Annotated in this window: 9 protein-coding genes and 7 pseudogenes; 15 read left to right on the top strand and 1 reads right to left on the bottom strand. The window is 48.8% G+C overall.

What is annotated here, in order from left to right; all coding sequences use genetic code 11:
* Nucleotides 1-190 precede the first annotated feature (190 nt).
* The 3 genes and pseudogenes from JCM16496_RS25320 to JCM16496_RS15755 all read left to right on the top strand — a co-directional run bounded on the left by JCM16496_RS25320 (nucleotide 191) and on the right by JCM16496_RS15755 (nucleotide 6229).
* A pseudogene (locus JCM16496_RS25320) lies at nucleotides 191-3653 on the top strand (SusC/RagA family TonB-linked outer membrane protein).
* A gap of 12 nt (nucleotides 3654-3665) precedes the next feature.
* On the top strand, nucleotides 3666-5525 hold the full coding sequence (locus tag JCM16496_RS15760; protein WP_025835489.1) for a RagB/SusD family nutrient uptake outer membrane protein: 1860 nt from the start codon (nucleotides 3666-3668) through the stop codon (nucleotides 5523-5525).
* A 263-nt stretch (nucleotides 5526-5788) separates the two neighbouring features.
* Nucleotides 5789-6229 (top strand): nucleotidyltransferase substrate binding protein, encoded by a 441-nt coding sequence (locus tag JCM16496_RS15755; protein WP_025835488.1) that lies wholly within the window; start codon nucleotides 5789-5791, stop codon nucleotides 6227-6229.
* Nucleotides 6230-6383: 154 nt separating this feature from the next.
* Here JCM16496_RS15755 and JCM16496_RS15750 read toward each other — a convergent pair whose 3' ends face one another.
* Nucleotides 6384-7007, bottom strand: coding sequence for an HU family DNA-binding protein (locus tag JCM16496_RS15750; RefSeq protein ID WP_025835486.1), 624 nt, complete (start codon nucleotides 7005-7007; stop codon nucleotides 6384-6386).
* Between the two features lie 371 nt (nucleotides 7008-7378).
* Between JCM16496_RS15750 and JCM16496_RS15740 the strand changes: the two are divergent.
* The 12 genes and pseudogenes from JCM16496_RS15740 to JCM16496_RS15685 all read left to right on the top strand — a co-directional run.
* Nucleotides 7379-7630, top strand: a pseudogene (locus JCM16496_RS15740) (helicase); the annotation flags it as partial.
* Between the two features lie 226 nt (nucleotides 7631-7856).
* Complete coding sequence (locus JCM16496_RS15730; protein WP_025835481.1) at nucleotides 7857-9179, top strand: ATP-binding protein; 1323 nt, start codon at nucleotides 7857-7859, stop codon at nucleotides 9177-9179.
* Nucleotides 9180-9361: 182 nt separating this feature from the next.
* A complete protein-coding gene (locus tag JCM16496_RS15725; RefSeq protein WP_025835479.1) occupies nucleotides 9362-10528 on the top strand; it encodes an exo-beta-N-acetylmuramidase NamZ family protein in 1167 nt (388 codons plus the stop codon).
* 144 nt (nucleotides 10529-10672) lie between these two features.
* Complete coding sequence (locus JCM16496_RS15720; RefSeq protein ID WP_025835477.1) at nucleotides 10673-12127, top strand: sodium:solute symporter; 1455 nt, start codon at nucleotides 10673-10675, stop codon at nucleotides 12125-12127.
* Nucleotides 12128-12142: 15 nt separating this feature from the next.
* Complete coding sequence (locus tag JCM16496_RS25315; RefSeq protein ID WP_439644536.1) at nucleotides 12143-13741, top strand: golvesin C-terminal-like domain-containing protein; 1599 nt, start codon at nucleotides 12143-12145, stop codon at nucleotides 13739-13741.
* A gap of 1531 nt (nucleotides 13742-15272) precedes the next feature.
* A pseudogene (locus JCM16496_RS15710) lies at nucleotides 15273-17131 on the top strand (outer membrane protein assembly factor BamB family protein).
* Between the two features lie 24 nt (nucleotides 17132-17155).
* Nucleotides 17156-18615 (top strand): annotated as a pseudogene (locus JCM16496_RS15705) (glycosyltransferase family 2 protein).
* A 1-nt stretch (nucleotide 18616) separates the two neighbouring features.
* Nucleotides 18617-19549, top strand: a complete 933-nt coding sequence (locus tag JCM16496_RS15700) for a DUF4922 domain-containing protein (protein ID WP_025835475.1) — start codon at nucleotides 18617-18619, stop codon at nucleotides 19547-19549.
* A 41-nt stretch (nucleotides 19550-19590) separates the two neighbouring features.
* A pseudogene (locus JCM16496_RS22105) lies at nucleotides 19591-20022 on the top strand (SpoIID/LytB domain-containing protein); the annotation flags it as partial.
* A 90-nt stretch (nucleotides 20023-20112) separates the two neighbouring features.
* Nucleotides 20113-21279, top strand: a pseudogene (locus tag JCM16496_RS15695) (DUF8618 domain-containing protein); the annotation flags it as partial.
* 27 nt (nucleotides 21280-21306) lie between these two features.
* Nucleotides 21307-22629 carry an MFS transporter gene (locus tag JCM16496_RS15690; RefSeq protein ID WP_025835474.1) on the top strand — a complete coding sequence of 441 codons (1323 nt, stop codon included), beginning with the start codon at nucleotides 21307-21309 and terminating at the stop codon, nucleotides 22627-22629.
* Nucleotides 22630-22656: 27 nt separating this feature from the next.
* Nucleotides 22657-23897, top strand: a pseudogene (locus JCM16496_RS15685) (exo-beta-N-acetylmuramidase NamZ family protein).
* Nucleotides 23898-24019: the final 122 nt, after the last annotated feature.

The following is a 24019-nucleotide window of genomic DNA, read 5'->3' as shown; positions in this document are numbered from 1 at the left end:
AAGTTCCGTCTGGACTTGGCAAACAAATAGGAAAACAAGAGATAATATAAAGTTATGAACCTTTAAAAAGAGAAAATGCCTATGGAAAAAGAAACAATCCTGCAAGTTGAATAGTCTCCACTATTTGGCTCTTGTTACCCTTACCCTAAATTTAAGAACTATTTAATTAACAACAAATCATCAATCATTTATGAATGAAAATCACAAAAAACGAGGACTAACACATAGCAAACTCCTCACAGCAGTGGCAATCAGCTCACTGTTATTAAGCAGCGGTAACGTGATGGCTGTACAAGCCAATCCTGATAAATCGTTTGGCGTAACAGAACAATTACAAACTATCACCGCTACCGGTCTGGTGGTAGACGCAGCCGGTGAACCGGTTATCGGCGCCAGTGTAGTGGAGAAAGGTACTACTAATGGTATTGTAACCGACATCGACGGCAAATTCACATTAAGCGTAAAACAAGGAGCAGTACTTCGTATTTCGTTCGTAGGTTACCAGACCCAAGATATAAAGGCAGCCAAGAACATGAAAGTAGTCTTAATGGAAGACGCAGAAATGTTGTCCGAAGTAGTTGTTGTAGGTTACGGTGCACAGAAGAAAACCAACCTAACAGGTGCCGTAGCTACAGTTGATGTAGGGAAGGCTCTGGATAGCCGACCGATCTCAGACGTAGGCCGTGGGTTACAAGGTACTACCCCGGGGTTAACAATCACTATCCCAACCGGCGAAGTTGGCACAGACCCCAACATTAAGATTCGTGGCGCAATAGCCTCATTGGAAGGCAATTCCAAACCGCTTATTTTAATGGACAATGTAGAAATACCCAGTATCAGCTTAGTAAACCCCGATGATATCGAATCAATATCCGTATTAAAAGATGCAGCAGCATCTTCAATCTACGGTTCAAAAGCTGCATTCGGTGTTATCCTAATTACGACTAAAAAAGGTGCCAAGACGGATAAAGTAACCATCAATTACTCCGGAAACGTAGCTTTCCAAACTGTAGCCAAAGACAGCAATGTCGGTGGCATTAGTGGTATGGAATACATCATGGATGCAGCAGAACGTACTGGTGGCACAGTGGCCGGTGCATTTTTCTACATCACTCGTGAAGGTATTGAACGGTCCAAAGAGTGGGAAAAGCTTTATGGTGGTAAAGTGGGCAAAAACGATCCCACCGTCTATGGACGTGACTGGTATCTTGATGCCAACAACCGAAAAATCGGTGTACGCCATTACGACCCATACGATTACTTGGTCAAAGATGTAGCTGTAGCCCAGACCCACAACCTCTCAGTAAACGGTAAAAGTGGAAAAACGACTTTTAATATAGGCTTAGGATATTTGGATCAAGACGGTATGAACAAAGCTGCTAAAGAAGACAACTTCAAACGTTACAACGCTTCTATCAACCTGACTACCGAATTCAATAAATGGATTACCTTGAAAGCCGGTGCCATCTACTCAAAACGTGAAAAGAGCTACCCTTACAATGCTACCGGTGTATACGACCCTTGGTACTATTGCTACCGTTGGAGTGACATCTACGATGGGAATAGATGAAAATGGCAACGAGCTTCGTAGTCCGGCTTCTGAATTCAGCCAAGCCAATACCGCAAAGATGACCCGCAACTATACCAATATCAATGTAGGACTCCATTTGAACATTTTGAAGGGATGGACGGCTGATTTTGATTATTCCCACGCCAACCAAGAATATATTTGGTTGCGTCCTGGTACCCGTTTTACGGCAGCCAATACTTGGGGCGGCGCAACACCGCGCTTGGATGCCAACGGCAATCAAGTCACTGTAAACTACTACGGTCAGGATATGCCTGCCTACGATTTAGTAATGAGTACCTATACGGGCGCAGGTTCGGGAGTTGACCGTTTGGATCGATATACCGAGAACTCAATGCGTAACACCATCAACGCCTATACCACCTATGAATTGATTTTTTTAAAAGACCATAACATGAAGTTCATGCTTGGTATGAACCGCGTAACTTACGACATGGAGTACAGCCAGGCTCGCAGAATGCAGGTCAACGACGTAGAGAATCCTCAGTTCAACTTTGCCACCGGAGAGCAATATGTATATGGTGACAAAGACTGGAATGCTCAGTTAGGTTATTTCGGTCGTATCAACTATGACTATGCAGGTAGATACCTATTGGAAGCCAACTTACGTTATGACGGAACTTCCGTCTTTGGCGCAGACCAACGTTGGCGTTGGTATCCTTCATTCTCTGCAGGATGGCGCGTAAGTGAAGAAGTCTTTATGCAGTCCATCAAAGAAGCCGTGTCGGCTCTGAAACTGCGTGCATCTTGGGGTAAAATCGGTGACCAATCTGTGCCTAACTCACTGTATGTTTCCACAATTTCTTCCGGTTCTACAGTTAGTTGGATTGGCGGAGATGGCAATCTCCTCAACTATGTAGGGACTCCAACTTCGGTTGCCCGTGACATCACTTGGCAAGATATCTCCACATTCGATATCGGATTGGATGCCCGCTTCTTGAATGGAGAACTTGGTTTTACGTTCGACTGGTTCCGCCGCAAAACAGAAAACATGATTGTTCCTAATCAGGATTTGACCTTTACGTATGGAACATCTTCATTGAAAGGAAACTATGGCAATCTGCATACCGACGGATGGGAAATCGGTCTCGATTACAGTCACCAGTTTAAAAACGGTCTGCGCATCACAGCCAATGCGACATTGAGCGACTTCAAGACCATTATTGACAACTACGGCAATGTGACTGGTCTTGACAGCAACTACAAAGGCAAACGCTATGGAGACATTTGGGGTTACAAAGTAGAACGCCTCTATCAGAAGGACGATTTCGTTTATGATGCCGACGGCAATTTCGTAAAAGAGAAAGTAACAACTGGCAAGGGCGCAGGAGTTGAAATCAATAAACTGAAAGACCCGAATGCCCACAACCAAGCTTATTTGCAGTCAGGCAGCCTTGTCTTCGGTCCTGGTGACGTGATGTACAAAGACCTTGATGGTGACGGTGAAATCACATCGGGCAGCAACACCATTGACGACCACGGTGATAAAGTAGTGATCGGCAACTCTACTCCGAGGTATCAATACAGTTTCCGCGTGGGAGCAGACTGGAAGGGCTTTGACCTTTCACTCTTCTTCCAAGGTGTAGGAAAATGCGATATGTGGGGTTCTTCTTCACTGACATTGGCAGGCTTCAACACCGGTGACGGTGCCATCGCCAAACGATTCAGCACCGACTACTGGAGAGAAGACCGCACAGATGCCTTCTACCCACGCGCTGTCAACATGGGCAATGGGACCAACTCATTCAACATGTGTTATTCTGACCGTTACTTGCTGAACATGGCTTACCTGCGTCTGAAGAATATCACCGTAGGTTATACATTACCTCAATATCTGACCAAGAAAGCTCTTATCCAAAAAGCACGCATCTATGCTTCTTGCGAAAATCTATTCACTTGGGACCACTTGGACGGCACCCCTGTCGACCCCGAAGCCGCAGTACTGAAGACCGCAGATTATGAATACCTGACCAACAGCAGTACAAGCAACTATGCCGGTGGTCGTGTAGGTATCGGTACTCCTGCTTTCCGTACAATATCAATCGGTGTTCAATTAACCTTCTAAATTTTGGAAACAATGAAAAAATATATCATAGCAGCATTTTCCATCGCATGTCTGGGTCTATCTTCTTGTACCGATGTGCTGGACAGACCAAGCGAAACGAAATATACCGACGACACTTATTGGACAAGTGAAGACCAGTATCGTCTCTACTTCAACTATTATTATCCTTATTACTTTACAGGATACAACAGTGGCTATGGCACTAATTTTACTCCCGTAAGAGGTTATACATTCAGTGATGACTTTGCCAATTCGGCCAAGCAAACAAGTTTCACAGCTGTTGTCCCCGGAGACAATGGTAAGTATGATTTGGACACATGGGCTGGAGCCGAGTATGGCGGCCGTCAATGGGACTTCGCATGGGTGCGGAAGACTAATATTGCTATCGACCGTCTGGAATCACATAAAGCCAACCTTTCCGAAGAGGCCTACAACCATTGGATGGGTATCGCTCGTTTTTTCCGCGCTTACGAATATTACCGTCTTGTAATGACTTTCGGCGACGTTCCTTATTGGAACGCTCCCGTAGATGAAACAGATTTGGCTTCCATGTATAAAGACCGGGATTCGCGTAGCACTGTGACAGATGCAATCTACGATGATTTGAAGTATGCGCTGGAGAATGTACGAATAGACGATGGCTCTATGAACATCAACCGCTACGTAGTAGCCGCTGTTGCTTCCAACATCATGCTGTTCGAAGGAACCTGGCAGCACTACCATAAAGACAATACCCTTGAAGCCAGTTCCAAGCTCAGTGATGAGAATGCCAAGAAATACCTGCAACTTTGTATAGAGGCATCTGAGATTGTCATGAACAGTAACAAGTGGTCTTGCACGAAAGACTTCCGCTCCATCTTTGGAAGCAACAGTCTGGCCAGTCATCCGGAAGTTATTTTCTACCGCAGCTATGAAGCCGGTAAAGTAACCCACTGTTTGGCTTCCTACTCCAATGGTGAGGAGACATTAAGCTCCAACGCAAACCTGGCGCTGCTCCGGTCGTTCATCTGTACCGATGGTAAACCCTACCAGATATCCGATGTCGAAAACGCCGGGAGTTTCTCCATGAAAGATCTGGCTAAAACCCGAGACTCACGTCTGGAAGCGACTTTCCTAAACTTCTCTTGGAAAAATTCGTTCACCTACATTTATCAAGACAAGTTCATCAGCCGTGAAGGAGCCACTTATTATGCCGACAATGCCAACCGCCCTGATGAGTTCGAGAGCAATGTCAACGTCAACGCAGCTCCTTGCCTCCGTCTTTCAGAAGTTTTGTTGAACTGGATTGAAGCGAAAGCAGTCATGAGCGAATTCTTAGGTGGTGCAGCTGTTACCCAAGCCGATATAGACAAGTCTATCAATGCTATCCGCAACCGTCCGTTGGACGAGACTGCCATTGCCAACGGTGTACAGAAAACCGCACCGTTACAGATTGCTTCCATTACCGAAGACCCGGCACGCGACGCTGACGTCAGCGCCCTGATGTGGGAAATCCGTCGTGAACGTCGCATGGAGTTTGTATTTGAGACGCAACGCCTGAGCGATATACGCCGCTGGTTCAAATTGGACTACATGGACAACAAGAAGTATCCTGAAACAATGCTCGGTGCATGGGTCGATCTGCCCAATGAATTCCCCGAACAACTGGACGACGCAAACAAAGAAGCTGGTAAATCTGTCATGAAGGAAGACGGGACGGTAGTTGTATGGAATGGTAGCAATCAAGCAGACATGGTGGGCTATGCAATTCCTATCAATGCCGCTGCAAGAAACGATTTCTCGGACAAGAACTATCTTTCTCCTATCGGCTCCAGCATCATTGCAAGCTATAAGAACAAAGGCTTCACCCTGACTCAGACAGGTGGTTGGTAACTCCATTCCTATAATAAGAGTGCAACGTCTGCCCGATTGAGGCAGACGTTGTTTTTTATATAATAGTTTTCCGTTCAAATGACTAATACATTGCGGGCTGACTTGTCTTCCTATGATTTGAAGACACATATCTTGGCATTATTATTACCAATTAATGAAAATACTACAATACAACATATCGCCCTCATATGCGAAAAAACACCCATCCATTTGTTCGTTACACAAAAGAAGCCTATATTTGCTTACCTAAAAAAACAATCCTCATGGTACAGCAAAACATACGATGGATACAGCGTTTTTCCAACTACCGAAAGGCTTTAGCCAAATTAAGCCAAGCTATGGCAATCATGTCCGAGCAATTGAAGTTCAACGATGAAGTGGACGAATTATTGCAGGAAGGCATGATACAACGTTTTGAATACACTCACGAACTGGCTTGGAAAGTAATGAAAGACTATGCCGAGTATCAGGGATATACCGACATTCGCGGCTCCCGTGATGCCATACGCAAAGCCCTTGAGATGGGACTGATTGACGATAAACGGTGGATGGAGACTATAGAAGCCCGAAACCTGACATCACACAATTATGACAACGATGTAGTCTCTGAAAACATCACGAACCTCTATTTCCCCCTATTCTGTAGATTTGAAGAGAAAATGCAATTCTTGAATACCCATATTCAACCGTTCGTAACCCAGTAAAGCAAACTGAATTTCAAGTACACACCCTCACATCCCTCACCTCTCGTACACACCGCCCTATCCATCGGCATTCAAGAGGTGAGTGAGAGCAATTTCAAAAGGTGGAGGCAAAATTCACCCTCACCAAAATCTTATTTCACTTAGAGTACATAAGTCACTCATTCCTACCATAATATCCAGGAGCAGGCACATAAATCGGCTGCTGTATTGTCCCTTCATTTTTCAACTTTCCTTCGGTACGCAACCGACGGATATGCCGCATGGCCGTAGTACGCATCATGCCGCAAACACTCTGGAAGTCATTCCGCGTCATAAAAGGACGGGCAGCGAAGTAGTTGGTCAAGCGGCGGTCTATCTCTTCATCCGTCAGTTTGGCCGAATGCTCGTTTGCCTTCAAAGCCTTTGCCTTGATGGCACCAATTTCATTTTTCAGTTTCTGGTCGGCGCGAAATTTCACACCCGCCATCTTCACCTTCGTCAACTTACGCTTGGTAGCAGCCACTACCGGTTCGGTCGTGGTGAGCGACACGCGAAAGTAGCCGATGCCGTCGAGATGCACCTGCCTGCCTTCGGCAAGTTCCCTGCCCATGACGTGCGACACAGCATCGAGCACAGCCGTCACATCGGTTTCTGTCAATGAGCAACGTGCCTGGATGTCCCGCCGCAATTCATCGGTAGACCTGCTCCCATTCAGGCGGAGACGGGGATGAAGGATTTTATCTTCCGGAGATTTGTCGTACGAATCCGGATTCTCGTACCAATCAAACAAAATAGCCATAGTTCAAACTGCGTTAAAGGGTTACATTATACGATAAAGCACTGCACGGAACACGTGCGAAGTACGTACGCAGTCTGTTGAAGTACAAAGGTTATATCACAGCCCAGCCTGTGAGCAGAACCGTTCACTGTAGTGAGCTGCTCCGTTCACTAATATGAACAAAAAAGACCACTTTAGTGGGCTGTTCATAAACTCTGGTGTAAAAGTAGACAAAACTATGGGGATAAGCAAAGAAACGAACACCTTTTATAAAAGAAACATATAGGCATTCCACCTCCAAAAAGAAGCCAACCGGAAAATAATCCTTGAAAAGCTTGTATCCACCCCTTTCCCGGCGTATCTTTACAAGAATATTACATACACGATAAAGAATGAAAATCACACTGATCAGAGAGGAACGCGAAAGCGGAAAAGAGGCCGTCAGCACACAAGAAACGGACATGTTGATGGAAAAGCTGAAAACCGAGAACAAGACCGGATACATTACGGAGCTGCGTAGCATCATCCCGCATTTGAAAGGGACCAACGCCCGATATGAGCATATCGACAGACTGCCGCGTCTCTATCCCGCCGTAGAGATGACCCGCACCAAAGCAGGAGAACACCGGATAAAGACCTACAATTCGAGCGGGTAGACCCATTGGAAGAACTTTTCCTTTGCCATTTCCGTGGCGCGGAGGAGAGTGAAGAAGGTGAGAGTGAGAGCAGTGAGGGCGACATAAAGAAACCACATTTGCAAAGAGGCCCCTTTTATGATATTTTTCTCATTTCATTCGCCTTTTCCAAAGATTTTAGTTAGCTTTGTAACCACTGTAACTGTTACGGCAGTAACTAACAAACAAAGTGCTTATGAAATTCTATGACCGAACCTCAGAACTTGCTGAATTACAGCGCATACAGATATTATCCTTCAACGATTATTCCCGTCTCACAGTAGTGACCGGCAGAAGACGTATCGGCAAAACAAGTCTTATCATGAAAGCGGTAGAAGGTCAGCCCACGGTATATTTATTCGTAGGACGCAAAAACGAAGCAACACTTTGCACAGAGTTTATTCCTGTCATAGCCCAATCGCTCAAAGTCTATGTCCCGGAGGACATCAAAACTTTCCGTTCTTTATTTCAGTATATGATGGAACAAGCAATGAACAAAACGTTCAATCTGGTGATTGACGAATTCCAAGAATTTTACAACATCAATGAATCCGTATATAGCGACATGCAGAACATCTGGGACCAATACCGCAAAAAATCCCGGATGAACCTGATAGTATCCGGCTCCATCTATTCCTTAATGCAGAAAATCTTTCAGAATTCCAAAGAACCATTATTCGGCAGAGCGGACAATATCATTAAACTGTCAGCTTTCACCCTGCCTACACTGAAAGAAATTATGCACGATTACCACCCCCAATATGTCAATGATGACCTACTGGCACTTTACTCCTTCACCGGCGGAATCCCTAAATATGTAGAACTATTTTGCGACAACAGAACTTTGAGCGTGGATGATATGATAACTTTTATGGTCAGAGAAAATTCCCCTTTTACAGATGAAGGGAAAAACATGCTCATAGAGGAGTTTGGCAAAAACTATGCAACTTACTTCTCCATACTAAGCTGTATTTCAGGAGGTATCAACACGCAATCGGATATTGAAGCCGCCCTGGGAGAAAAAAGCGTAGGAGGTCAAATCAAAAGGCTGATTGAGGACTATAATATCATCGCCCGCCAACGTCCGATTCTGGCAAAAGAAGGTAGCCAAACCATACGCTACGAAATAACAGACCACTTCATACGGTTTTGGTTTAACTATTTCGACCGCCATCGCTCCCTTATTGAAATCAAGAACTTCATCGGCCTGCAATCTATCATTAAAGCGGATTATCCCACCTATTCAGGAAAGTTGCTGGAAGCCTACTTCAAACAGCAATTTGCGGAAAGCCATCAATACCGGGCCATCGGTTCCTGGTGGGAACCCAAAGGCAGCCAGAACGAAATAGATATAGTTGCCTTGAAGCTGGAAAAGAACCGTGCAGTGGCCGCCGAAGTAAAACGCCAGAAGAAAAACTTCAAACCAGAACTGATGGCTTCAAAAGTCGAACACTTAAAAAAGAAGTTGTTGCCCAGGTATCGGATAGAAACCGTTTGTCTGTCATTGGAAGACATGTAAGAACATCCTTCCTATACGAAGTGAATACGCAGCTGATGCAGCTCAACCACCATTTAATAAGGTGAACAGTGGCCTATTTGCAAATTATGATTGATAATGTAAAAAATATCAAAATAAGTGTTTTTGATATTAAAATAAAACGTATCTTTGTTGCAAACAACGTCCTCCTTAATAATACTATTATGAAGAAACTGCTGCTTTTAGCCTTTGTGCTATGTAGTTCTTTACTGTGCCGGGCACAAGAAGAACGAGTTATTTTAGGTGATGAACAGACTTCCGAGTATTTTCCAATCCTAAAAGATAAACGAATTGCCATATTCTCCAATCATACAGGAATGATAGGAGACAAGCATCTGCTGGATATTCTGCTGGAAAACAAGTTCAATGTAGTAGCCATTTTCTCCCCTGAACACGGTTTCAGAGGAGATGCCGACGCAGGCGAACACGTGTCCAGCTCGGTAGACAAGAAGACCGGAGTACCTATCCTCTCGCTGTACGACGGGAAATCCGGAAAACCAAGCGAAGCATCCATGCGCAAGTTCGATATCCTTGTGGTAGACATCCAGGATGTAGGCTTGAGATTCTATACTTATTATGCCTCTATGTGCCGGCTGATGGACGCTTGTGCAGAATACAACCGTAAGATGCTGATACTGGACCGCCCCAATCCGAACGGGCACTACGTGGACGGCCCGATACTGGACATGAAGTATAAATCCGGTGTAGGTTGGCTGCCGATTCCCGTGGTGCACGGCATGACGCTGGGCGAACTGGGCCTGATGGTAAACGGCGAACGCTGGTTGCCGGCGTCACGCACTTGCGACCTGACCGTCATTCCCTGCAAGAACTATACGCACCAGACCCTATACAAGCTGCCGATTCCCCCCGTCCCCAATCTGCCGAACATGAAGTCCATCTATCTGTACCCCTCGACCTGCTACTTCGAGGCCACTCCGGTCAGTCTGGGAAGAGGAACCGACCTCCCCTTCCAGGTCTACGGGCATCCCAACATGACGGGCTACAGCTACAGCTTCACCCCGCGCAGTGTTCCCGGAGCCAAGAATCCGCCCCAGCTGGGCAAGCTTTGCCACGGCGTGAACCTAAGCAACATGAGCGACGAGGAAATCTGGAAACGCGGTATCGACCTGAGCTACGTGATAGACGCTTACCGGAATCTGAACATGGACGACCACTTCTTCCGTTCCTTCTTCGAACTGCTGATAGGCACCGACTACGTGCGCAAAATGATAAAGGAAGGAAAGAGCGCCGAAGAAATCAAGGCAAGATGGAAAGACGACGTAGAGAAATTCAAGGTACAGCGCAAGCCCTACCTGCTCTATGAAGAATAAAGACATGTACAATTCACTATTTACAATGTACTATTTCAGAGAAGGTACAATTCAAAAGTAAATGGGAAGGTACAACAGTTTATACTAAAGAAACGCCGCATGGCAAATTGTAAATTGTAAATGAATAAATTGTAAATAAACATTATGACTCCCCTATCCGTAATCATCACCATCACCGCCTACTTCGCAATACTGTTCACGGTATCCTATATTGCAGGAAGGAAGGCAGACAACGCCGGCTTCTTTGTGGGTAACCGCAAGTCATCCTGGTATGTCGTGGCGTTCGCCATGGTCGGTTCCGCCATTTCGGGTGTGACCTATGTATCTGTACCCGGCATGGTTGCCGCCAGCAGCTTCGGCTATCTGCAAATGGTGTTGGGCTTCATTGCCGGACAGCTCATCATAGCCTATCTGCTGGTACCACTGTTCTACAAAATGAACCTGGTATCCATCTACGAATATCTGGAGAACCGTTTCGGCATGTCTTCCTACCGCACGGGTGCCTGGTTCTTCTTCATCTCCAAAATGCTCGGTGCCGCTGTCCGTCTGTTCCTCGTATGCCTGACGTTGCAACTGCTGGTATTCGAACCTTTCGGACTGCCTTTCCTGCTGAACGTGGCCATCACGGTGGCACTGGTCTGGTTGTACACTTTCCAGGGTGGCGTGAAGTCTCTTATCTGGACAGACTCCTTGAAGACATTCTGTCTGGTGGTGTCGGTCGTACTCTGCATCTGGTATATCGCTTCCGACCTCAATCTGTCATTTATCGGTATGGTAAGCACCATTGCCGACAGTGACATGTCCCGCATCTTCTTCTTCGACGATGTGAACAGCAAGCAGTACTTCTTCAAGCAGTTCCTCGCCGGCGCCTTCACCATGATTGCCATGACCGGGCTGGACCAGGACATGATGCAGCGCAACCTGAGCTGCAAGAACTTCAAGGACTCACAGAAGAACATGATTACCAGCGTCATTTCGCAGTTCTTCGTCATCCTGCTCTTCCTGATGCTGGGCGTGCTGCTCTACATCTTTGCCGCCAACCAGCAGATTTCTGTGGAGAAGAGTGACGAACTATTCCCGCTGATTGCCACCGGCAACTATTTCCCTGCCATTGTGGGCATACTGTTCATCATCGGCCTGATTTCTTCTGCCTATTCAGCCGCAGGCTCGGCACTCACCGCGCTGACCACTTCCTTCACCGTAGACATTCTGGGAACGAAAGGCAAGTCGGAAGAGACGGTGGTGAAGATGCGCAAGAAAGTGCACATCGGCATGGCGGTTGTCATGGGAATCACCATTTTCGTATTCAATCTTCTCAACAACACCAGTGTCATCGACGCTGTATATATTTTGGCAAGCTATACCTACGGTCCTATCCTGGGGTTGTTTGCTTTCGGCATCTTCATGAAACAACAAGTGCGTGACAAGTACATCCCGCTGGTTGCCATCGCCTCCCCGGTTCTCTGCTTCATTCTGCAGAAAAATTCCGAAGCCTGGTTCGGAGGTTATCAATTCAGCTACGAATTGCTGATTTTCAATGCACTGTTCACTTTCATCGGTCTCTGTCTGTTGATTAAGAAAGATAAAAAGAACAATTAACTTAATACATCATCTATGAATGTAAGACGTCAGTTTTTACTTAGTCTGCTTGCCGCCTCCCTCTTCCCCCACGCGGGAGGCGCGCAAGGACTTCCGACGGATGTCCGCCAGGCAATCGGAAGATTTCTGGATACCACCGCACGGAAAGAAATCTCAGTAGGACGTATCAGCATCGACTCAGTGGCTGTGGAAGGAAACACACTGCAACTGTTTGCCAACATGAACTGTGCCTATATTCCTTTCCGTGAGGACAATGTGGCCGAAATCTACCAAGGCGTAAGCGCCCTGCTGCCGGCGGAATTTGCCAAATACAAGCTGCAGATCCGTACCAACAAGCGCAGCATCGAAGAACTGGTTCCCCAAGCCCTGCGCAGTAAAAAAGACAAAAAGGCGAAGACATTCAGCCCCGTCGCTTCCAAGCCTCTGGTTACCGACGTTTCTTCCCCCTACACCCCCACCAACGGTTTGTATAACCGGCACATCGCCCTATGGCAAAGCCACGGCTGGTACTACGAACCAAAACTTGACCGCTGGGAATGGCAGCGTGCGCGTATCTTCCAGACAGTGGAAGACCTCTACACCCAGAGCTACGTATTGCCCTTCCTCGTACCGATGTTGGAAAATGCCGGTGCCAATGTGCTGCTTCCCCGCGAACGCGATTGCCAGACGGCAGAAGTCATTGTAGACAATGACGGTTGCCTGACCGGCCGTTCCGTCTATACAGAAAATTCCGGTGACAAGCTCTGGAGCCAGGGAGCAGGACAAGGCTTCGCCCACCTGCGCCCCCAATACATAGACTTTGAGAATCCTTTCAAGGAAGGCACCTACCGCGCCATAGAAACCATCAAGAAAGGAAACGCAAGCACCGCCGAATGGATTCCCGAAATCCCTTCGACCGGACAATACGCCGTATACGTCTCTTACCAAACCTTGCCAAACAGCTCGGACGATGCCCTTTACACCGTCTATCACAAAGGCGGCACCACGCAGTTCAAGGTAAACCAGCAAATGGGAGGCGGCACCTGGATTTACCTCGGTACCTTCGGCTTCAATGCCGGCCGGAACAATGCATGCAAAGTGGTTCTGAGCAACCTCTCATCCAAAGCAGGCAGAGTCATCACCGCCGACGCTGTGAAGATTGGCGGCGGTATGGGGAACATTGCCCGCCGCATCTCCAATGAGGGCGCTACGGAAAACCTGAAAAGCTCCGACACCCGCAACCTGCAAAACACCCATGCAGGCGACATTCAAGACCGTGCAGACCATTCTCCATTATCAACTATCAATTATCAACTATCCAACTATCCCCGCTTCTGCGAAGCTGCCCGTTACTGGCTGCAATGGGCAGGCATACCGGATAGCGTATATTCTGAAAGCAACGGCAAGAATGACTACACGGACGACTATAAATGCCGTGGTATCTGGGTGAATTACCTTTCCGGAGGTTCTACCGTGAACCCGACGGAAAAAGGGCTGAACATTCCCGTCAACATGGCCTTTGCCTTCCACTCCGATGCGGGAACCACCCTGAACGATTCTACATCGGTACACTCGGCATCTACTATACCAACGCCTACAATGAGGAGTTCGCCAACGGAGCATCCCGCTACCTGAGCCACGACCTGACAGACTTGATTCAGTCCAACATCGTGCGCGATGTGCGTACCCTTTACGAACCCCAATGGACACGCCGCGGCAAATGGAACCAATCCTACTACGAGGCCCGTGTACCCCGCGTACCGACCATGCTGCTCGAACTGCTTTCCCATCAGAACTTTGCGGATATGCGCTACGGACTGGACCCGCGTTTCCGTTTCACCGTAAGCCGCGCTATCTATAAAGGTATGCTTCAGTTCCTCTGCTCACAATACAACATGGATTATGTAGTGCAACCGTTACCGGTAGACCACATGGCCTTGCGCATGACCAGCGAGAACGAAGTGGAACTGACCTGGCAACCCGTAGCGGATGCGTTGGAACCGACTGCCGTAGCAGAGAAATACATTGTTTATACCCGTATCGGCGACGGGGATTTCGACAACGGAGTATTGGTGGACGGCAACAGTTACCGAACCACGCTCCCCGCCGGCATGGTATGCAGCTACAAGGTTACTGCTGTCAACAAGGGCGGTGAAAGTTTCCCTTCCGAAATTCTTTCCGCCGGACGGGCGTTTAATTCCAAAGGTACCGTATTGGTGATAAACGGATTCGACCGTATCAGTGCCCCTGCCGACTTTACGGCACCCGCCCCCGCCGACACCCTCCTTGCCGGATTTCTGGATGAGCAGGACCACGGGGTCCCCTATATCCGGGACATCAGCTACATTGGCAAGATGAAGGAATACCGCCGTTCCATTCCCTGGATGGACGACGACGCCTCCGGTTTCGGCGACAGTTATGGAAATTACGAGACCCAAGTCATCGCAGGAAATACGTTCGATTATCCTGCCATACATGGTGCCGCTATCCTGAAAGCGGGGTATTCGTTTGTATCGGTTAGTAATGAAAGCCTCTCCCCCGCAGGGAGGGGAGATAGAAATACTCCGGTGGATATGAGGGAGTATAGGTATGTGGACTTGATACTTGGGAAGCAGTGCCAGACCAAAATGGGACGGGGAAGCGTAAAACCGTTGGAGTTCAAGACTTTCAGCAAACCGATGCAGGAGGCTATTGCGGCTTATTGTAAGCAAGGTGGAAATATCTTTGTTTCGGGCGCTTTTGTAGGAACGGATTTATGGGACAACCGCCTTGCAACCGCCGACGAAGCCGACAAGAAATTTGCAATGGAAGTACTGAAATATAAGTGGCGTGTGGGACAAGCGGCTACAATGGGTAAGGTGAAAAGCGTAGCTTCTCCGTTCCCCGCCTTTTCAGGAAACTATACCTATCACAATGAGTTGAATGCCGATTCGTATGTGGTGGAATCACCGGACGCCATTGAACCGGCAACCAAAGATGCACACACCGTGATGCGGTATTCTGAAAACAACCTGAGTGCCGGTGTGGCCTACCAAGGCGACTACAAGACTTGTGTACTGGGATTCCCCTTCGAATCCATACGCACTGATTCTGAAAGAGAGGCATTCATGAATGCTGTACTGACATTCTTCAATGACAACAAGTAATATTCAACCAATCATCATCTATGAACAGAAGACTGTTAATAATCGTCCTGATGGCTTGCCTGCTCCCCCTGGGGATGCAGGCACAGCAAGGGACATTCCGTTTTGCCCAACTGACAGACATTCATCTGACCCCGAACAATCCGAACCCCACTGAGGACTTGCTGCGTTCCATAGCACAGATTAATGCCACCGACAGTATCGACTTTGTCCTGGTGACAGGCGACCTGACCGAAGAAGGCGACCGTGCCACCATGGAAAAAGTGAAATCGTGCCTTGACTTGCTGAAAGTGCCCTACCACGTAGCCCTCGGCAACCATGAAACGAAATGGAGCGACTCCGGCTGCACCGCTTTCGGAGAAATCTTTGGCGGCGAACGCTTTGAGTTCGAACATAAGGGATTCCTTTTCCTCGGCTTCAACTCCGGTCCGCTGATGCGTATGGCCTATGGGCATGTAGTGCCGCAAGACATCCGTTGGATGACGGAGGAAATGGAGAAAAACGGTAAAGACAAACCGGTGATACTTGTCACCCACTACCCGCTAATGGACGGGGATGTGGACAACTGGTATGAGGTGACGGATGCCGTCCGCCCTTACAACGTGCGTCTGTTTATCGGCGGGCATTATCACAGCAACCGGGATTTACGTTATGACGGCATTCCGGGCGTACTGATGCGCAGCAACCTGCGCGACAAAGAAGGAAAACCGGGTTACGGCATTTACGAAGTAACCAAAGACTCCATCCGTGTATACACGCAACGTATCGGCGAGCCTAAGAAGCAATGGGCTGCCTTCTCGCTGGCCGGGCAATATTACGACCGCAATGGAAAAGCGGAGAAATATCCCGACTTCTCGGTCAACAAGGAATATCCGAAAGTAAAGGAACAATGGATGGTACAGACGGGCGCAGGCATTTACTGCTCGCCCGCCGTAGAAAAAGATAAAGTGTTCGTAGGAGACGATATGGGACGGCTGACAGCCTACGTCCTGAAAAACGGCAAAAAGCTATGGAGCTTTGAATCCGGCAAACGCATTGTCGGTACCCCGGCCGTAAGCGAAGGTATCGTTGTATTCGGGTCTGCCGACCGCCACATCTACGGATTGAACGCCAAAGACGGCAACCTGCTCTGGACGGTAAAAGCTGCCGAACCGGTACTCGGAGCCGTGACCATCGCAAACGGTACCGCCTACATAGGTGCCAGTGATGCCACTTTCCGCGCCATAGACATCCATACGGGAAAAGTAATCTGGGCCTACACCGGCGTGAAGGGCTACATCGAAACCAAGCCGTTGGTGACGGAAGACAAAGTCATCTTCGGCGCATGGGACAATACACTGTATGCCCTGAACAAGACTGACGGACGTGAGTTGTGGAAATGGACGGGCGGACTGACCCGCATGCACTTCTCTCCTGCCGCCGTATGGCCGGTAGCTGCCGACGGCAAAGTATTCATTACCGACCGCAACGCGCCATGACCGCCATAGACATCCATACGGGCAATACCGTGTGGCGCACCTTCCAGTCCATGGTGCGCGAGACCATCGGACTTTCCGAAGACGGTGAACGTATCTACAGCAAAACGATGAACGACAGTATTGTCTGCTATGCAGCTCAAGGAGATACTCCGCGGGAGTTGTGGGCAACCCATGTAGGTTTCGGTTATGAGCATGCCCCCTCCATGCAAGTGGAAAAAGAGGGGGTAATGTTTGGCAGTACCAAAGAAGGACTTATCTTCGCACTGGAAGGAAAAACAGGCAAGGTACTGTGGAAACATAAAATAGGAAATTCACTCATCAGTACCGTAGTTCCGTTGAACGGCCACGAAGTTCTGTTCACGGCAACCAGCGGGGAAGTGGGACTTTTGAGAATTAAAAATTGAAAATTAAAAATTAAAAGATATATCATGAATAAAATCAGTTGCTTTCTTCCCTACGCAGGAAAAGAACAAGTAGAAAAAACAGTAGAGAATTTGCAAGCCACCGGTTTGGTAAAGGACATTTGTTTAATAACCACCGATGCGGAACTGGACCCGCTTCCGGGCTGCCGACGCCTCTGGGAAAAGTACCCTTTCGGCAGTATGACCATGCAGACCATCGCTTTCTTGGCCAAAGGAGACTACACCTTGCTCTATACCAAAGAGACCACGCTCGAAATGGGCATGTTTGCCCTGGAGCGTATGATACATATTCTTGAAGATTCAGGTGCCGGTATGGTGTATGCCGACCACTACCAAATCGCAGACGGCAAGCAGACCAACGCTCCGGTAATCGACTACCAGTTCGGTTCATTAAGGGATGATTTCAACTTCGGCTCTGTATTGTTGTTCGACACCAGAAAACTGAAACAAGCTGCCGAACGCATGAAGTCCGATTATAAATTTGCCGGCCTTTACGACTTGCGTCTGAAGTTGAGCCAGTATTCAGACCTGGTACATATCAACGAATATCTGTACAGCGAGGTGGAAAACGATACCCGCAAAAGCGGCGAAAAGATTTTCGACTACGTGGACCCCAAAAACCGTGACCGCCAGATTGAGATGGAGCAGGCATGTACCGAACATCTGAAAGAAATCGGGGGGTATCTGGCACCGGAGTTCAAGAAGATTGAGTTCTCCGCCGGCAACTTCGAATATGAGGCCTCCGTCATCATCCCGGTACGCAACCGCATCCGTACCATCCGTGACGCCATCAAATCTGTATTGATGCAAAAGACAGACTTTAAATACAATCTTATCATCATCGACAACCATTCCACAGACGGCACTACGGAGGCCATTGATGAATTCAAGGATGACGAACGCCTTATCCATATCATCCCCGAACGTACCGACCTCGGCATCGGCGGTTGCTGGAATATGGGGGTACACCACCCAAGTGCGGCAAGTTTGCCGTGCAGCTGGACAGCGATGACGTATACAAAGACGAAAATACACTCGCCATCATGGTCCGCGCCTTCTACGAGCAGAACTGTGCCATGGTAGTAGGCACCTATATGATGACGGACTTCAACATGAACATGATTGCTCCGGGCATCATCGACCACAAGGAATGGACTCCGGCAAACGGACGCAACAACGCCCTCCGCATCAACGGTCTGGGTGCCCCGCGCGCCTTCTATACCCCGGTGCTGCGCGAAGTGAAAGTACCCAATACCAGCTATGGCGAAGACTATGCACTGGGACTGAACTTCTCCCGCCAGTACCAGATAGGACGCGTGTACGACGTAGTCTACCTCTGCCGCCGCTGGGATGACAACTCCGATGCCTCACTGGACATCGTGAAAATGAACGGACACAACCTCTACAAAGACCGCATCCGTACCTGGGAACTTCAGGCACGCATAGCGATGAACCAAAACAAGTGATATGAATCAAACGATACACAATCTTCTGACCGAACAACTGGCATCCTGGGAGACGGCACGCAACAACTATGCCGCCCTCTCCGGTGTGCGGGTGAAAGAGCTGAATGTAAACGGGATACCTTATAAGGTACAGTTCAACCCCGCACGCATCGTTTCCTCCGGTGCCAAGGTGGATGCCAAGTCCATCCAGGAACGGAAATGCTTTCTGTGCCCGGCAAACCTGCCACCGGTACAGAAAGGTATCCCGTTTGGCGGACACTACCATATTCTGGTGAATCCGTTCCCCATCTTCCCCCGCCACCTGACAGTACCGGAACTGGCACATACCCCTCAACGCATAGCCTCCCGCTTCACCGACATGCTGGAGCTGGCCGAAGCGCTGACGGATTACACCATCTTCTACAACGGTCCCAAATGTGGTGCTTCCGCCCCCGACCATGCTCATTTCCAGGCAGGAAACAAAGGATTCATGCCTATTGAAAAGGACTGGCGCGGACAGACTGCCGGGAAAATAGCCGATTATAGGAAAGCAGTGCTGTGGTATCTCGACGATGCTCCCCGTGCCACACTCGTCATTGAGTCTACCTCCAAAGAGGACGCGGCAGACTTGTTTGACATCATCTACCGCTCTCTGGACGTGAAACCCGGAGAAGACGAGCCGATGATGAACGTACTGGTCCTATACGAAGCCGACCGTTGGATGGTCTTTGTCTTCCCGCGTGAGAAACACCGCCCCGCCTGCTATACCGCCGAAGGAGAAGCCAATCTGTTGAGCAGCCCGGCATCCGTCGACTTGGGAGGTGTCTTTATCACCCCCGTAGAAAAGGATTTCCTGAAAATCACTGCGGAAGATGTAGCACAGATATTAAGTGAAGTATGCCTCTCTGCCGAGGACTTCCACAAGGTACGACAGCGCATCAGGGAAAAAATATGACTTCTGAAATCCAAGAACTCTAATTTTAAAGAAATACCATTATGAAAGAGCCCAAAGTACAAGTAGGCATTCTGTTTGAACCGCAGATAGAATTCGTTTTGCTGAATCCGTATCGCATGGACGGAACGGAAGTCAGCGGCAAGCAGGTAGTGACCTACGACGAAGGCAAGATTCTCTGGAACGGACGCCGGTATGACGAACTGCTGTTCGAACCGCAACACGAGCAGACCGATGCCTTCGAGCTATTGGACGTTACCATCGGCATCAATTTCCATTGGGAGCGCAAGGAAGACCAGCGTTTTCTGGGTGCCCTCAAAATCATCGTTGAGAATGGAAAGCTTACTGGCATCAACGTCATCCATGTAGAAGATTATCTGACCAGCGTCATCTCTTCCGAGATGAGTGCCACCGCATCCCTGGAACTGCTCAAGGCACACGCTGTCATCTCCCGAAGCTGGCTACTGGCAAGCCTCTCCCCCAGCCCCTCCCCGTAGAGGGGAGAAGATAGTCCATGTTATAAGACAGCGGATAGGAGCAATTATGCGGTGTTGAAAGAGAATCAGGAACGGCTGAAGAAGGAACCGACCGAAGCTGAAAAGATTGTTTGGGAGAGACTACGTAATCATCAGTTGGGAACTAAATTCAGAAGGCAGCATATCATAGACAACTATATCGCAGACTTCGTATCATTAGAGAAGAAACTCATCATTGAAGTAGACGGGGAATATCACGGTACCCCCAAGCAAAAAAACAAGGACAAAGAACGCACTTTACATTTAGAATCCTTAGGTTATCATCTTCTACGTTTTACAAACAACGAAATCATAGCCCAACCCGACCGTGTTATCGAACGAATCAAAGCCTGCATAGCGCAGCCCCCCCTCCCTACGGGGGAGGGGCCGGGGGAGAGGCTTTGCTGGTACGACCGAGAGGACCACACCCACTTCGATGTATGCGCCGACGACCATTGTCAGCGCTACCAGGGCATTACACGTGCCTCTACCGATATTGTGAAACAAGCCATTGCCGCTACCCGCGGCCAGGTGCTGACGTCCGACGGTAAGATTTGCGACGCCCGTTTCTCCAAATGCTGTGGCGGCGCTTTCGAGGAATTCCAATACTGTTGGGAAGACATCAAATACCCTTATCTTGCCCAACAGCGAGACAGCAAAGTGCACACCGGACTGCCTGATTTGACGCAGGAAGCCGAAGCGGACCGCTGGATACGTACCTATCCCGAAGCATTCTGCAACACCACCGACAAGAAAATCCTCTCGCAGGTGCTCAACAACTACGACCAGGAGACTACGGACTTCTATCGCTGGAAAGTGGAATATACCCAGGAAGAGCTTTCAGCCCTCATTCTGAAACGTTCGGGCATCGACTACGGACAAATCATCGACCTTATCCCCATAGCCCGCGGAACCAGCGGACGCCTCTGGAAACTGAAGATTGTGGGAACCAAACGCACACTCACCATCGGCAAGGAACTGGAAATCCGCCGCACGCTCTCCACTTCACACCTCTACAGCTCTGCCTTCGTGGTAGACAAAGAGGAGTTGTCCGCCGAAGGCATTCCCGGACGCTTTATCCTCACCGGCGCCGGTTGGGGGCATGGTGTGGGACTTTGCCAAATAGGTGCAGCCGTGATGGGCGAGCAAGGGTATAAGTATGATGCAATACTGCTGCACTACTATGTAGGTGCCAGCATTGACAAGCTGTATGAATAATCGAATAGCACACAATAAATCAATATCATGAACCATACAAAAAACATATCGCCATGGGCATGGGTACCCACCCTGTACTTTGCACAAGGCATTCCGTATTTTATCGTAAACAACATCTCCGTGATGATGTTTACCAAGATGGGCGTACCGAACGGAGAAATGGCCTTGTTCACAAGCCTGCTCTATCTGCCTTGGACTATCAAACCCTTCTGGAGCCCGTTTGTCGACATCATCAAGACCAAAAGATGGTGGACCCTTTCCATGCAGATTCTGATGTCTGTGGCATTCATCCTGCTGACGCTATCCATTCCACGGCCGGACGAGGCGACTATGGCAACCGGAACAACCCCCATCAGCATGTTCAGCATCACGCTGATGCTGTTCATCATCACGGCTTTTGCCTCTGCCACACACGACATTGCCGCCGACGGCTTCTACATGCTGGCACTGAAACAGAGTGACCAGGCAGCCTTCGTCGGCATCCGAAGCACGTTTTACCGGCTCGCCTCTATCTTCGGACAAGGCGTGCTCGTAGCCATTGCCGGCGCCATCGAACTGAGAACCGAAAACATTCCGCTGTCATGGACCATCACGATGCTGGTTACAGCCGTTCTGTTCAGCTTGGTGACGTTCTATCACCTCTTTGCAGTTCCTAAACCCACCTCAGATAAGTCAACACTGGCTGCCGATGCCGCCACTGCAGGAGCCATATTCAGAGAATTCGGACGAACATTCGCCACCTACTTCACCAAACCGGGCGCATTGCTGGCCATCGTGTTCATGTTGCTGTACCGCCTGCCTGAAGCATTCCTCATCAAAATGTGTATGCCTTTCCTGGTTGCCTCCAAAGAATCGGGAGGTCTGGAACTATCGACAGCAGAAGTAGGTATCGTATACGGCACCATCGGAGTCATATTCCTCACCCTGGGCGGTATCCTCGGAGGATTGTTCGCATCACGCATTGGCTTGAAAAAATCCATCTGGTGGATGGCAGGATGCATGACTCTGCCATGCCTGACGTTTGTCTATCTTGCCATTGCCCAGCCCGACAATCTGTTTGCCATCTCCACCGCCATCGCCATCGAGCAATTCGGCTACGGCTTCGGTTTCACGGCCTACATGCTCTACATGATGTACTTCTCCGAAGGAGAATTCAAAACATCCCACTATGCCATCTGTACCGCATTCATGGCACTAAGCATGATGATACCAGGTATGTTTGCGGGATATATCCAGGAGGCTATCGGATATACGGACTTCTTCTGGTTGGTAATGATATGCTGTTTCGCCACGGTTGTTGTCACCATTTTTGCAGACAGAAGGATAGACCCGGAATATGGGAAAAAGTGATTAATGTTTAATGATTAGTGATTAGTGATGAAAAAGATTATTATTATATCCTTGCTCTGCCTCCTCTGCGGCGGCATGATGCAGGCACAGAAAATCAGAATAAAGACCGGCATCGAGGTACTGAAAGAACAGAATTTCCGATGCTGGAAGGTAAGCGTGTAGGATTGATTACCAACCCGACGGGGGTGGACAACCGGATGAGGTCCACCATCGACATCCTGCACGAGGCGCCCAACGTGAACCTTGTGGCACTCTACGGCCCCGAACACGGCGTGCGCGGCGATGTGCACGCAGGCGACCATGTGACAGACATCAAAGACGCGACTACCGGACTGCCCGTCTATTCGCTTTACGGAAAGACCCGCAAGGCCACGCCGGACATGCTGAAAGACGTGGATGTATTGGTATATGACATCCAGGACATCGGTTGCCGTTCCTTTACCTACATCAGCACCATGGGACTGGCCATGGAAGCCGCTGCCGAAAACGGCAAGGAATTCATTGTGCTGGACCGGCCCAATCCCGTAGGCGGATTGAAGATTGAAGGCAACTTGGTTGAAGATGATTGCATTTCTTTTGTAAGCCAGTTTAAAATTCCGTACCTTTACGCCCTCACTTGCGGTGAGCTGGCACTGATGCTCAATGGCGAGAAGATGTTGAAGGATGGGGAACAATGTAATCTCCACGTAGTGAAGATGAAAGGCTGGAAACGCAAGATGGATTATACCCAAACCGGACTGCAATGGGTTCCCTCCTCTCCACACATTCCACATCCTCATTCTGCATTCTTCTACCCCGTCAGCGGTATTCTGGGCGAACTGGGATATATGTCTATCGGCGTGGGGTATACCATTCCGTTCCAGATGTTTGCCGCACCATGGGTGGAAGCAGAAAAGCTGGCCGGAAACCTGAACCGTCTGAACGTACCGGGGGTCATCTTCAGACCGATGTACCTGAAACCGTTCTACAGTGTAGGCAAAGGCGAGTTGCTGCAAGGTGTGCAAGTGCACATCATGGATTTCGGCAAAGCACCGTTGAGCGACCTGCAATTCCTGGTCATGCAGGAAGTCGCCGCCCTCTATCCGGACCGTGCCGTGTTTGACCATGCCGACAAGGGACGTTTCTCGATGTTCGACAAAGTAAGCGGTTCGCGACAGATACGCGAGCGCTTCTTGAAACGGAACCGTTGGGAGGACATACGCGACTACTGGTATAAAGATGCCGAAGACTTCCGTAAGTTGTCGAAAAAGTATTATTTATATAAATAAATTTACAGACGAATAAGGAAGAAAAAAAACATGATACGGAGGGTACCTCAGTCGTATACAGAGACACCCTAAGTCGTATAGTTAGATACCCTCAATATACGACTGAGGGTCCCCCTCGCGAG

It is taken from the genome of Bacteroides rodentium JCM 16496 (assembly GCF_000614125.1).
Lineage (GTDB): Bacteria > Bacteroidota > Bacteroidia > Bacteroidales > Bacteroidaceae > Bacteroides > Bacteroides rodentium.
Note: the sequence above shows the minus strand (reverse complement) of the source record. Positions and strands in the feature narration are given on the sequence as shown.